Origin of the sequence: Streptomyces niveus (assembly GCF_001723055.1) — a bacterium.
Lineage (GTDB): Bacteria > Actinomycetota > Actinomycetes > Streptomycetales > Streptomycetaceae > Streptomyces > Streptomyces niveus.
The window spans coordinates 1-13,084 of sequence record NZ_MDCR01000235.1; the positions used below are offsets into that span (position 1 = coordinate 1).

10 protein-coding genes and 2 pseudogenes are annotated in these 13,084 nt (G+C 71.2%); 5 read left to right on the forward strand and 7 right to left on the reverse strand.

The window, feature by feature from the left end:
• Positions 1-29 precede the first annotated feature (29 nt).
• From BHU15_RS41570 to BHU15_RS25350, 3 genes and pseudogenes are all read right to left on the reverse strand, one after another.
• Positions 30-122 (reverse strand): annotated as a pseudogene (locus tag BHU15_RS41570) (siderophore-interacting protein); the annotation flags it as partial.
• A 2-nt stretch (positions 123-124) separates the two neighbouring features.
• A pseudogene (locus BHU15_RS25345) lies at positions 125-828 on the reverse strand (siderophore-interacting protein); the annotation flags it as partial.
• Positions 829-946: 118 nt separating this feature from the next.
• Positions 947-1,852, reverse strand: coding sequence for a 5'-3' exonuclease (locus BHU15_RS25350; protein ID WP_069629320.1), 906 nt, complete (start codon positions 1,850-1,852; stop codon positions 947-949).
• Between the two features lie 265 nt (positions 1,853-2,117).
• Between BHU15_RS25350 and BHU15_RS25355 the strand changes: the two genes are divergently transcribed.
• The 4 genes from BHU15_RS25355 to BHU15_RS25370 all read left to right on the forward strand — a co-directional run bounded on the left by BHU15_RS25355 (position 2,118) and on the right by BHU15_RS25370 (position 7,424).
• The gene (locus BHU15_RS25355) at positions 2,118-3,275 is read left to right on the forward strand and encodes a quaternary amine ABC transporter ATP-binding protein (protein WP_023542838.1); all 1,158 of its coding nucleotides are present in this window, start codon (positions 2,118-2,120) and stop codon (positions 3,273-3,275) included.
• Positions 3,268-5,886 carry an ABC transporter permease/substrate binding protein gene (locus BHU15_RS25360; protein WP_069629314.1) on the forward strand — a complete coding sequence of 873 codons (2,619 nt, stop codon included), beginning with the start codon at positions 3,268-3,270 and terminating at the stop codon, positions 5,884-5,886. The genes BHU15_RS25355 and BHU15_RS25360 overlap by 8 nt, the downstream gene beginning before the upstream one ends.
• A gap of 248 nt (positions 5,887-6,134) precedes the next feature.
• Entirely contained in the window at positions 6,135-6,686 is a 552-nt protein-coding gene (locus tag BHU15_RS25365; RefSeq protein ID WP_023542840.1) for a helix-turn-helix domain-containing protein, read from the forward strand.
• Positions 6,687-6,695: 9 nt separating this feature from the next.
• Positions 6,696-7,424 carry a helical backbone metal receptor gene (locus BHU15_RS25370; RefSeq protein WP_069629315.1) on the forward strand — a complete coding sequence of 243 codons (729 nt, stop codon included), beginning with the start codon at positions 6,696-6,698 and terminating at the stop codon, positions 7,422-7,424.
• Here the strand turns inward: BHU15_RS25370 and BHU15_RS25375 are convergent.
• A complete protein-coding gene (locus tag BHU15_RS25375) occupies positions 7,363-8,517 on the reverse strand; it encodes a TDT family transporter (RefSeq protein ID WP_069629316.1) in 1,155 nt (384 codons plus the stop codon). The genes BHU15_RS25370 and BHU15_RS25375 overlap by 62 nt on opposite strands.
• 70 nt (positions 8,518-8,587) lie before the next feature.
• On the opposite strand from BHU15_RS25375, the gene BHU15_RS25380 reads away from it, so the two are divergent.
• Positions 8,588-9,511, forward strand: a complete 924-nt coding sequence (locus BHU15_RS25380; RefSeq protein WP_069629317.1) for a LysR family transcriptional regulator — start codon at positions 8,588-8,590, stop codon at positions 9,509-9,511.
• 64 nt (positions 9,512-9,575) lie between these two features.
• On the opposite strand, the gene BHU15_RS25385 is transcribed toward BHU15_RS25380, so the two are convergent.
• From BHU15_RS25385 to BHU15_RS25395, 3 genes are all read right to left on the reverse strand, one after another.
• Positions 9,576-11,042, reverse strand: a complete 1,467-nt coding sequence (locus tag BHU15_RS25385) for an alkaline phosphatase PhoX (RefSeq protein ID WP_069629321.1) — start codon at positions 11,040-11,042, stop codon at positions 9,576-9,578.
• A gap of 113 nt (positions 11,043-11,155) precedes the next feature.
• The gene (locus tag BHU15_RS25390; RefSeq protein WP_069629318.1) at positions 11,156-11,845 is read right to left on the reverse strand and encodes a gamma-glutamyl-gamma-aminobutyrate hydrolase family protein; all 690 of its coding nucleotides are present in this window, start codon (positions 11,843-11,845) and stop codon (positions 11,156-11,158) included.
• A gap of 77 nt (positions 11,846-11,922) precedes the next feature.
• On the reverse strand, positions 11,923-13,084 hold a 1,162-nt coding region (locus BHU15_RS25395), incomplete at its 5' end, for an amino acid permease (RefSeq protein ID WP_069629319.1).

Consider the following 13,084-nt stretch of genomic DNA (forward strand, 5'->3'; position numbering starts at 1 on the left):
GTCACCGGGGGCGGTACGGCAGTACGGTCTCAGGCCGGGGAGCCGTCCTCCTGCTCGCGCTCCACCTGCTCGTTCCACTCACGCTTGACCGCCCGCCACGCCTCGTCGTTCTGGCCCAGCCGNNAGATGGCGGCGCAGCTCCTTCACGAAACCGGCCTCGCCGTGCACGAAGGCGTGCACGTCACCGGCGGGGAAGTCCAGCGCCCGTACGGCGGCGACCAGCGCCTCGCCGACCGGACGGCCGCCCCGGTGCAGCCAGACGATCTCGGCGCCGGCGGGCGCGGCGATCTTCTGCTCCTCCTCCGGTCCCTCGACCTCGACGAAGACACGGATCCGCGCGTCCTCGGGAGCCTGCTCGACGGACGCCGCGATCGCGGGCAGCGCGCTCTCGTCACCGACGAACAGATGCCAGTCGGCGGCCGGGTCGGGGGCGTACGACCCACCGGGACCCAGGAACAGCACCGTCTGGCCCGGCCGCGCGGCGGCGGCCCACGGTCCCGCCAGACCCTCGTCGCCGTGCACCACGAAGTCGATCGTGATCTCGCCGGCGGCCGGGTTCCACTCGCGCACCGTGTACGTACGCGTCGCGGGCCACTGCTCGCGCGGGAAGTCCTCGCGGACGCGGTCCATGTCGAACGGCTCGGGGTAGCTGACACCCTCGGGAGCGAAGAGCAGCTTGACGTAATGGTCGGTGAACTCACCCGCTTCGAGCCCGGCGGGTCCGTCGCCACCGAGGACCAGGCGCACCATGTGCGGCGTGATGCGCTGGGTACGTATCACCCGCGCCTGGTGGACCTTCGGTGACCTGCGGGCCTGCTGTGCTGCCACGGCGTCTCCCTCGACTCATGCGGCACACGACCGCCGCTCGGCGGTCGCGCGGTGGTGCTTAGGTATGCCTAAGTTAACACCCCGCCGTCGGTGGACGCCTGATCTGTGCGCCCTCCCGTCACTTCCCGAGCGTGACCAGCAGCCGGTGCAGCGCGTTCTGCAACCCCCAGCGGGCCGCCAGCGCGTCCAGCGTCTCCGGATCGAGCGGTTCGGCGGGCAGCGCCGGGTCGAAGTCGGGCAGCGCGACGTCCGCGGCGACGCGCACCACCGTCGGCGCGACCGCCACATAGGCCCGGGACTCGTCCAGCCGCTTGCGCTGCGAGGGCGTGAGCTTCGACCTCGGGTCGTCGACCGCCGCCATGATCCCCGCCAGATCGCCGTACGCGTCCAGCAGCTTGGCCGCCGTCTTCTCGCCGATCCCGGGCACGCCGGGCAGTCCGTCGCTCGGATCGCCGCGCAGCAGGGCCAGATCCACATAACCGGAGCCGTCCACCCCGTACTTCTCGCGCAGCCACGCCTCGTCCGTGACCTGGAGCGAGCCGACCCCCTTGAGCGGATACAGCACCCGCACCTGCCGTGCGTCGTCCACCAGCTGGTACAGATCGCGGTCGCCCGTGATGATGTCGACCGGGCCCGACGCGGCGCCGGTGAGGGTGCCGATCACGTCGTCCGCCTCGTACCCCTCGACGCCGACCCTGGCGATCCCCAGCGCGTCGAGCACCGCCGCGATGATCGGCACCTGCGGCGCGAGCGTGTCGGGCGTCTCCTCCTCGTCCGGCCCCTCCGGCGTCTCCGCCGCCACCCGGTGCGCCTTGTACGACGGGATCAGATCCACCCGCCACTGGGGCCGCCAGTCGGCGTCCCAGCAGGCCACGAGATCGTCCGGGTGGTGGTCCTGGACGAGCCGGGTGATGAAGTCGAGCAGCCCCCGGACCGCGTTGACGGGCGTGCCGTCGGGGGCGCGCACCGAGTCGGGGACCCCGAAATAGGCGCGGAAGTAGAGGGAGGCGGTGTCGAGGAGCATCAGGCGTCGCGTCACGACCCTGATGATGCCGTATCCCACTGACAGTGGCACCGATCCCGCCTGACCTGCGCGGGAGTGTGTTCGAGTGGTGTGGACCACATAAGTGTTTGGGTCATGCCGACCGGGGCAGGCGCGCAGGCGGAGCGGACCCGGACACGGACTTCCACAGACCGTCGGCCGGACACCACGGACAGACTCCGTGCCGCTCCACGGCCCGCCGGCGGGGGTGGCGGGCCGTTTCTCATTTCGACGGCGTGAGGTATATGTGTCCAGGCTCCAGGCGGAACACCTGTACAAGGTCTTCGGGGCGCGACCCGAAGAAGCGGTGAAGAAGCTCGAAAACGGAACGGACCGCGAGGAGTTGCGCGCCGACGGCACGACCGCCGCGGTGATCGACGCGTCGTTCTCCGTCGATCCCGGACAGATATTCGTCGTCATGGGACTCTCCGGATCCGGCAAGTCCACCTTGCTGCGCATGCTCAACGGACTGCTGGAGCCGACGGCGGGGCGCGTGCTCTTCGACGGCCAGGACCTGACCGCCCTGAGCGCGGCGGAGCTGCGCACGGTGCGCTCCACCAAGATCAGCATGGTCTTCCAGCACTTCGCCCTCTTCCCGCACCGCAGCGTGCTGGAGAACGCGGGATACGGCCTGGAGGTCCAGGGCGTCCCCCGCGCCGAACGCGACAGACGTGCCACCGAGGCGCTGGAGCTCGCGGGCCTGGCCGGCTGGGAGAAGGCCTGGCCCGACGAGCTGTCCGGCGGTATGCAGCAGCGGGTGGGCCTCGCCCGCGCGCTCGCCACCGACGCGGACCTGCTGCTCATGGACGAGTCGTTCAGCGCGCTCGACCCGCTGATCCGGCGTGACATGCAGGACCAGCTCCTGGAACTCCAGAAGCGGCTGAAGAAGACCATCGTCTTCATCACCCACGACCTCAACGAGGCCATGCGGCTCGGCGACCGGATCGCCGTCATGCGCGACGGCGCGATCGTCCAGCTCGGCACCGCCGAGGACATCCTCGTCACCCCCGCCAACGACTACGTCGCCTCCTTCACCCAGGACGTCGACCGCTCGCGCGTCCTGACCGCCGGCGCGATCATGGCGGACGCCGACACCGCCCACGGCACCCGGACCGACGACGGCAAGGAACTGCGTACCGACAAGGACGTACTCGCGGCGGCGCCCGCCACCGTCACCGCGGGCACCCCGATCATCGAGCTGTTCACGCCCTGCTCGACCAGCTCGGTCCCCGTCGCCGTCGTCGACGACGAAGGGCGGCTCGTGGGAGTCGTACCGCGCGCCAGACTTCTCGCCGTACTCGGCGAGCCGATGACGCCCGCCGACGCACCCGCCGGCACAGCGGCGCCCGTGGCCGACGGCGGCCCGACAACGCTGTCCGTCGACAAGGAGGCGGCCAGTGCCTAGGCTCCCGCTCGGCGAGTGGGTCGACAGCGGAGTCGACTTCCTCCAGCGCCATCTCTCCTGGCTGTTCGACGCGATCAGCTCGCTCGTCACCACCATGTACGACGTCGTCGACGCGGTGCTCAACGGTCCCGAACCGCTGCTGCTCGCCGGCATCCTGGCCGTGCTCGCCTGGTGGCTGCGCGGTCTCCTCGCGGCCGGACTGGCCTTCGTCGGCTTCGCCCTCATCGACTCGATCGAGTTGTGGGAACTCGCGATGTCGACGCTCTCGCTCGTGCTCGTCGCGACGTTCGTCATCCTGGTCATCGCGGTGCCGCTGGGGGTCTGGGCCGCGCGCTCGGCCACCGTCAGCGCCGTCATCCGGCCGGTGCTGGACTTCATGCAGACGATGCCGGCGATGGTCTATCTGATCCCCGGCATCATCTTCTTCGGCGTAGGCGTGGTCCCCGGCATCATCGCCACGATCATCTTCGCCCTGCCGCCCGGCGTCCGTATGACGGAGCTGGGCATCCGGCAGGTCGACGCCGAACTGGTCGAGGCCGCCGAGGCGTTCGGCACCAGCCCGCGCAACACCCTGCTGCGCGTCCAGCTGCCGCTCGCGCTCCCGACGCTCATGGCCGGTATCAACCAGGTCATCATGCTGGGCCTGTCCATGGTCGTCATCGCGGGCATGGTCGGCGGCGGCGGCCTCGGCGGCGCCGTCTACCGCGCCATCGGCAACGTCGACATCGGCCTCGGCTTCGAGGCGGGCGTCTCCATCGTCATCCTGGCGATGTATCTGGACCGGCTGACCGGCGCGCTGGGCCGGCAGGTCTCGCCGCTGGGCCGCCGCGCGCTGGCCAAGGCGCAGGCGATGAGCGGTTCGCTCAAGGTCTGGGACCACCGGCCGCGTCCGTCGGTCGCGGTGGTCGGTGTCGTCGTCCTCGCGCTCGTCGCGGGCGGCATGAGCATCTTCGGCGGCACCAAGTCCGCGACCGTGGCCGCCGACGGCGACGTCGGCCAGGGCAAGAAGATCAGCATGGGCTACATCCCCTGGGACGAGGGCATCGCCTCCACCTTCCTCTGGAAGGAACTGCTGGAGCGGCGCGGTTACGACGTCGAGGCCACCCAGTACGAGGCCGGGGCGCTCTACACCGGCCAGGCGAACGGCCAGATCGACATCCAGACCGACTCCTGGCTGCCGACCACCCACGCCACCTACTGGGCCAAGTACAAGGACCGGCTGGAGGACATGGGCTCCTGGTACGACCAGACGTCCCTGGAGCTGTCCGTGCCCAGTTACGTCGACGGCGTCGACTCGCTGGCCGATCTCAAGGGCAAGGCCGACCAGTTCAAGGGCCGGATCATCGGCATCGAGCCCAGCGCGGGCGAGATGGGCATCCTGAAGGACAAGGTCCTCAAGGAGTACGGCCTCGAAGGCGAGTACAAGGTCGTCGACGGCTCGACGCCCGGCATGCTGGCCGAACTCAAGCGCGCCTACGAGAAGAAGGAACCGGTCGTCGTCACGCTCTGGTCCCCGCACTGGGCGTACAACACCTACGACCTGAAGAAGCTCAAGGACCCGAAGGGCACCTGGGGCACCGGCGACGGTGTGCACATGCTCGCCCGCAAGGGCTTCTCCGCCGACAATCCCGGCGTCGCCAAGTGGCTGAAGAACTTCGAGATGACCGAGGACCAGCTCACCAGCCTGGAGGCGGAGATCCAGGGCGCCGGCAAGGGCAAGGAGCAGGAGGCCGTACGCGCCTGGCTCAAGGACAACCCCGAACTGGCCGACAAGTGGACCCCGGTCGCCGGAGTCAGCAAGGGCGCGAACGGCAAGGACGAGCGTGACCGGCCCATCGAGGTCGCCTGGTTCCCCTGGGAGGAGGACATCGCGGCCACGTATCTGTGGAAGGCGGTGCTGGAGGACCGGGGCTACAAGATGAACCTCAAGCAGTTCGAGGTCGGCCCGATGTACACCGCGATGTCCCGGGGGCAGATCGACGTCCAGTTCGACGGCTGGCTGCCCAACACGCAGAAGAAGTACTGGGACAAGTACGGCGACAAACTCTCCGACCTCGGGTCCTGGTACGGGCCGACGTCCCTGGAGATCGCCGTGCCCTCCTATGTGAAGGGCGTCGACTCGCTGGCGGATCTCAAGGGCCGCGAGGACGAGTTCAAGGGCCGGATCGTCGGCATCGAGCCCGGCACCGAGACCATGAACATCCTCAAGAACAAGGTCCTGCCGGGGTACGGCCTGGACGGCTACAAGGTCGTCGACAGCTCGACGCCCGGCATGCTGGCCGAACTCAAGCGCGCGTACGGCAAGAAGGAGCCCATCGCGGTGATGCTCTGGACCCCGCACTGGGCGTACAACGAGTACGAGCTCACCAAGCTGAAGGACCCGCAGAAGGCCTTCGGCGAGGGCGACCAGATCCGCACCGTCGGCAACAAGGACTTCCCCAAGAACTATCCGCAGCTGACCAAGTGGTTCAAGGACTTCAAGCTGAGCGAGCAACAGCTCGCTGGCCTGGAGAACGAGATCCAGAAGCGCGGCACGGGACATGAGGAGGAGGCGGTCAAGGCCTGGATGGACAAGAATCCCGGCATCGCGGACGAGATCGCCCCGCAGTGAGCGGCGGTGGCCGGTAACGCGAAGCGCGTGAGCGGCGGCGGCCGGTAACGGAAAGCGAGAAGGCGGGCACCCCAGGGAGGCGGTGCCCGCCTTCGCCGTACCCCCCTCGGCCCTGCTCGCGTAGATTGGACTGTGTGGCCCTACGGGCCGGTAACCGGATCAGGACGGATCGGCCAGGGTCAGTCAGACCGCCCGTGCGCGGCCGTCAACTCTGAGAAGATGACGATCCGGCCGGAGGGAGCCCAGACATGGACGACAAGGAAGCGCTCAGGGTGGGCGCCGCCGTCCGCCGACGGCGCAGGTCCCTCGGGCTGACGCTGGCGGCCGTCGCCGACCGCAGCGGACTGTCCGTACCTTTCCTCAGCCAGGTCGAGAACGAGCGGGCCCGGCCGAGCGCCCGTTCGCTGGAGCGGGTCGCCGACGCCCTGGAGACGACCACCGCCGCGCTGCACGCGGCGGCCGACTCGGCGCGCACGGTCGATGTCGTACGGGCCGACGCCGGCGGCGGACCGGGCGTACGCAGGGTGGCCCGCGGCGGACACCAGCTGCACGCCAAGGAGTACACGGGTGAGCTGGACACCGGGCGCGAGTACCAGCACCGCAACGACGAGGTGATGTACATCGCCGACGGCTCGGTCGAGGTCGAGGCCGAAGGCCGCGCGTACCGCCTGGAGCGCGGCGACACGCTGTACCTCTCCGGCGGCGTCCGGCACCGCTGGCGCGCCACCGAGCCCGGCACGCGCATCCTGGTCGTCGCCGTCGCCGAACACATCGACGCGACCTTCGACACCCGCCGCTGAGCGGGCGCCGTGACTGCCGCACCGCGGGTCGTCTCGCTCGTCCCCTCGCTCACCGAGGCCGTCGCGGTCAGCGCGCCCGGACTGCTGGTGGGCGCCACCGACTGGTGCAGCCACCCCGCCGGCCTCGACGTCGTACGCGTCGGGGGCACCAAGAATCCCTACATCGCCGCGATCACCGCGCTGCGCCCCGACCTCGTCGTGGCCAACGAGGAGGAGAACCGCGCGCCGGATCTGGCCGCGCTGCGGGAGGCGGGCGTCGAGGTGCTGGTCACCGAGGTGCGCGACCTCGGCCAGGCGTTCGCCGAACTGGAGCGGCTGCTCGTGACGGGGTGCGGGCTCGCGATGCCGCGCTGGCTGGACGAGGCGCGCGACGCCTGGGCGGCGGTGCCCGCGCCGCCTCCGTACGAAGGAGGGCGCCGGGCGGTCGTACCCATCTGGCGCAGGCCCTGGATGGTGCTCGGCCGGGACACCTTCGCCGGTGATCTGCTCGCCAGGCTCGGCGTGCGCAACGTCTACGCCGACCGGGCCGAGCGCTACCCGCGCGTTCCCCTGGACGAACTGCGGGCCTCCGGCGCCGACCTGGTCGTCCTGCCCGACGAGCCGTACCGCTTCACCGCCGACGACGGCCCCGAGGCCTTTCCCGGACTGCCGGCCGCGCTGGTCGACGGGCGCCTGCTCACCTGGTACGGGCCGTCGCTGGCCGAGGCACCGGCGGCGCTGCGGGCAGCGCTCCGCTGACCACGCCGTGGACGGTACGGGTCCACGCGACCGCCCAGGCGGCCGTCAGCAGGGCGAAGAGACCGAAGGCGAGCCACGACAGGGCCGTCAGGCCCGTGAGGCGGGCCAGCCCGTCGGCGCCGGTCACACAGGTGCCGACGGGGAAGGTGAAGGCCCACCACGTCATCGAGAACGGCATCCCGCGCCGTACCGCGCGCACGGCCATCGCGCCCGCCAGGGCCAGCCACAGCAGCGCGAAGCCCAGCACCGGGACGCCGTACAGGACGGCGAACGTCTCCGGGACGGCGAAGGCGGGCGTGGCGTGGGCGAAGTGGCCGGCCGCCGTCGTGGACTGCCCGAGCGGGCCCAGCACCAGGAACAGCGCCGGTGTCAGGGCCACGGGCAGCGGACCGAGGACCACGAGTCTGCCGAAGACCAGCGGCAGCAGGGTGAGCGTGGCGAGCAGGCTCATGCCGAACAGGGCGTAACAGGCCAGCAGCAGGGCCTCGCGCCACTGACCGGCGGGCAGATACGGGATCAGGGCCGGGCCCAGGGCCGCCGACACCATGGGCGCCACCACCGGCAGCAGCCACACCGGGGACGCGTCGGCGGCCCGTACCCGGTGGCGTACCACCAGCAGATACGGGATGCCCACGGCCGCCGCCAGGCCGACCACTGTGCCGACCGTGAAGAGCACGGCGTCCACGGCCACGGCCGCGCTCTCACCGATCACCTGCCGGCCCACGGTGAGAGTGGCGCCGCCGACCGCCAGCAGGGCCATCGCCAGACATCCGTAGAAGGGCGCCACGGCGGGGTCGAGCAGATGGGCGCGGGCCTGGTCGCGGTGGTGGATCCAGTGCCCGGCGCGGGCGGCCAGCACGGCCAGCAGCATCAGCGCGGACAGGGCCCACACGGCGACGGTGACGGCGCGCACCACGGGGGCGAGAGCCGGGGCCCAGGGGAGCGCGGCGCCCGCGCTCGCGACGATCGCGGTGCCCATCACGCTCGCGTACCAGTTGGGCCCGACGTGGCGCAGGGCGGGGAAGCGGCCGGGGCGGGCCGTGCCGAGCGGTGTGACCAGGGCTTTCGGGGCGACCGGGGCGAGGGTGGGCATGTTCGCAGCCTCCTCGCTCCACCGGCTCCCCACCAGCCCCCTCGCTGCTATGAGGCCATAACCTGAATGTATGACCGATGAGCCTCCAGTGACTCTTGCCCACCGGGTGCCCGAACTGGGCGCGCTGGAGCTGCTCATCGCCGTCGCCCGGCACGGCAGCATGGGCGGGGCCGCCCGCGAGCTGGGCATCAGCCAGCCGGCGGCGAGCAGCCGGATACGGTCCGTCGAACGGCAGCTCGGCGTGAGCCTCTTCGACCGGTCGCCCAGTGGCTCCCGGCCCACCGAGGCGGGCGCGCTCGTCACCGACTGGGCGCGGCGGATCATGGAGGCGGCCGAGGCGTTCGACGCGGGCGCGCAGGCGCTGCGCGACCGGCGCGACTCGCGGCTGCGGGTCGCCGCGAGCATGACCATCGCGGAGTATCTGCTGCCCGGCTGGCTCATCGCGCTGCGCACGGCCCGGCCGGACACGGCCGTCTCCCTGCTGGCAGGCAACTCCGGCGCCGTGGCCGCACGGCTGCTCGGCGGCGAGGCGGACCTCGGCTTCGTGGAGGGCCTGGCCGTGCCCGCCGGGCTTGACGGCACGGTGATCGGCCGCGACCGGCTGGTGGTCGTGGTCGCGCCGGCCCACGAGTGGAGCGCACGGCGTACGGCGCTGACACCCACCGAACTGGCGGCCAGCCCGCTCATCCTCCGTGAGGAGGGCTCGGGCACCCGCCAGGTGCTCGGCGCGGCACTCGCCTCCTACGGAGGTCTCGCCGAGCCGCTGCTCGAACTGTCGTCGACGACCGCGGTCAAGGCGGCTGTGGTCAGCGGCGCGGGACCCTCGGTGCTCAGCGAACTGGCCGTGCGGGAGGAGCTGGTGGCCCGCCGCCTGCTGGAGGTCGAGGTGGCGGGCATCCATCTGCGGCGCGACCTGCGGGCCGTCTGGCCGACGGGCCACCGCCCGAGCGGCCCGGCACGGGAGTTGCTGTCGCTGACCCGCGCGGCGCCCTGACGGTACGGGTGAAGACCGCCGGCCGTACCCCTCGGACGGGGGCACGGCCGGCGGTGGCGGGCCGTCAGCGCTGGTGGCGCCAGGGGCCGGTGATGGCCAGCAGGATGCCCGGGTCCTGGATGCTCGCGTACAGCGTCTTGCCGTCGGGGGAGAAGACGACACCGGCGAACTCGCTGTACTCGGGCTCCTCCTCCGTACCGCCCATCAGTTCGTTGCGGGCGATCGGGTAGGTCCGGCCCGAGTCCGTCGCGCCGAACAGGTGCTGGACGCCGTCGCCGTCCTCGGCCAGGATCACGCCGCCGTACGGGGACACCGTGATGTTGTCCGGGCCGTCGAACGCGCCGTCCTTCGACGGGTCCTGGTTGATGCCGAGGATCAGCTTGAGAGTCAGCTTCCGGCGGGCCGGGTCGTAGAACCACACCTGGCCGTCGTGCTGCTCCGGGCTCTCCTCACGCGCGTAGGAGGAGACGATGTACGCGCCGCCGTCGGCCCACCACATGCCCTCCAGCTTGCGGGCGCGGGTGACCTGGGTGTCCGTGAACTGCTCGCGCACCGGTACGGTCCTGGCGTCCCGGTCGGGCACGTTCACCCAGTCGACGCCGTACACGGTCCCGGCCTTCGTGGCGCGGGACAGGTCGTCCACGAAGGCGCCCCGGGAGTCGAAGCACTTGAACGCCTCCAGCACACCGGCGGTGTCGGAGAGCCCGCGCAGCTTGCCCCGCCCGTGGCGGAAGCCCTTCGGCGGGGTCCAGCGGTACAGCAGGCCGTTGGGCTCGTCGGCGTCCTCGGTGAGATACAGATGGCCGCGCTTGGTGTCGACCACGACGGCCTCGTGGTCGTACCGCCCGAGCGCCTTGACCGGCTTCGGGTGCTGGTTGGCGCGGCGGTCGTACGGGTCCACCTCGAAGACGTAGCCGTGGTCCTTGGTCATGCCGTCCTCGCCGGCCCTGGTGGTGTCCTCCTCGCAGGTCAGCCAGGTGCCCCAGGGGGTGCGACCGCCCGCGCAGTTCTCCTGGGTGCCGGTGAGGGCGACCCATTCGCTCACGTGGTCGCCGTGCTTGGAGATCTCGACGACGGTGCAGCCGCCGGGGGCGGCGGGGTCGTACGCGAGGCCCGGCGTCAGGGGTACGGGGAAGTCGACCTCGGAGCGGTCACCGCCCAGCTCGTGGTTGACGACCAGGAGCGTGGAGCCCCGGGTGCCGGGGAAGGTGGCCGTGCCGTCGTGGCTGTTCGGGGTGAACTCGCCGCTGTCCAGCTTGGTGACACCGGCGTGGTTGACGACCTCGTACGAGAAGCCGGCGGGCAGCGCGAGCAGCCCCTTCGGGTCGTCGATCAGCGGGCCGTATCCGGTCTTGCTGTCGAGCGGGCGGGAGGAGGACCGGGCGTCCTGGTCGCCGCTCGCGGCGGGCGTGTCCGCGTTCTCCTCGGCGTAGGCGTACGCGCTGGCGGTCGACAGGACACCGGCGGTGCCGACGAGGGTGAGGCCCGCGGCGGCCGAGGTCTTGGAGAAGTCTCTACGGTTGATGGGCACGTTCATCTCCTGGGGATGGGCGGGGTCCGACGGCCATGATGAATCGAGCCCGGCACACAGTTCCGCCCATCCGCGAACGGCGGGTGAACACGACACCATCAACGCGTGCCGTCTCACCCGTCGTCGCGCGCCGCCGCCACCAGCGCCGCCATCACCCGTACGTCCTGCCCCATCTCCGGATGCCACTGCACCCCCAGCACCCACCGGTCGTCCACCAGCTCGACCGCCTCCACGGTGCCGTCGCCCGCGTACGCGGAGACCATCAGGCCCTCGCCCAGGCGGTCCACGGCCTGGTGGTGGGAGGTCGGCACGTCCGACTCCTCGGGGACGGCCGCCTCGTACCGGGTCCCGGGGACCGGCTTGACCGGGTGCTCGCCGAAGACGCCGACCGTCGCGGCCGTGTGGCCCTCCAGATGCTGGATGAGCGTGCCGCCGAGGGCGACATTCAGCAGCTGCATGCCCCGGCAGATCGCGAGCAGGGGTGTGCCGGACGCCAACGCCGCCTCGATCAGGGCCAGTTCCCACTCGTCCCGCTCCCGGGCGGGCGGTCCGGTACGGGGGTCGGGCTCGGCCCCGTACCGGACCGGCTCCACGTCGGGGCCGCCGGCGATGACCAGCCCGTCGAGCCGGGAGACGACCGAGGCGGCGGTGGCCCACTCGTCCGGCGGGAGCAGGACGGCGACGCCGCCCGCGCGCTGGACGAGCCGGGGGTAGCCGAGGGGCAGCAGGGCGCTGGGCAGATCCCAGACGCTCCACCTGGCCGACGTCTCCAGATACGTGCTGACGCCGATGAGCGGCTTCACTGAACGTTCCTCCGTTGGTGCTGTGCCTTGTGCTGTTCTGTCGTGCGGTGGTGCTGTCGTTTCGGCCGAACGGGGTCTCAGCCCCGTTCCAGGTCGGCCTCGGCAGCCGCCAGCGCGGCGAACTCCTCCTCGGGCGCCGCCGCGACCAGCCGGTGCCGACTGTAGAAGGCGAAATAGGCCAGGGCCACGACATAGACCCCGAGTGCGATGAACGCGGCGTCCTTGTCCACCAGGAACGTCGCCACCAGCGCCGACAGCGCCAGCGTGAAGGCCACACCGGAGGTCAGCATGCCGCCCGGAGTCCGGTACGGGCGGTGCAGACCGGGCTCACGGCGGCGCAGCACCATGTGCGACAGGGCCATCAGGGCGTAGGAGATCGTGGCGCCGAAGACCGCGACGTTCAGCATCCGGCCGCCGTTGCCGCTGCCGGCGGCGAGGGCGAAGCCGATCGCGCCCGGTATCAGCAGACCGAGGTACGGCGCCTTGCGGCTGCTCGTCAGGGAGAGGAAACGCGGCAGATAGCCGGCCCGGGAGAGCGCGAACAACTGCCGGGAACCGGCGTAGATGAGGGAGAAGAAGGACGCGACCAGGCCCGCAAGCCCCGCGTAGTTCACGAACCTGCTGAGCGCCGTCGGTTCGCCGTCGCCCTGGAGCGCGACCACCAGCGGGTTGCCCGCCTCCATGACGGCGGCGGAACCGCGGGCACCCGTGGCCGCGAAGAACGTGATCAGCGCCAGCAGGGCCAGGACGGCCATGGAGATCGACAGCGCCTTCGGCATCGAGCGCACCGGGTCCTTGGCCTCCTCGGCGGCCAGCGGCACACCCTCGACGCCCAGGAAGAACCACATGCCGAACGGGAACGCGGCCCAGATGCCCAACAGCCCGTACGGCAGCCAGGAGTTGGACCCGAAGGCGTCCTCCTGCACAGGTATGTCGTTGAGGCCGCCGCTGTCGAACTCGGTGAACGCGCCCACCGCGAAGATCAGCAGCGCGGCGACGGCGATGGCCGTCACGACCAGGCTGAAGCGCAGCGCCTCGCCGACGCCCCAGAGGTGGATCCCGATGAAGACGGCGAAGCAGGCGAGATAGACCGGCCACCCCGCCTCCAGCCCGAAGAGGTTCAGCGACTCGACGTAGTCACCGATGAAGATGGAGATCGCGGCCGGCGCCAGGATGTACTCGATGAGGATGGCCGTCCCGGTCAGGAAGCCGCCCCAGGTGCCGAGCGCCCGGCGGGCG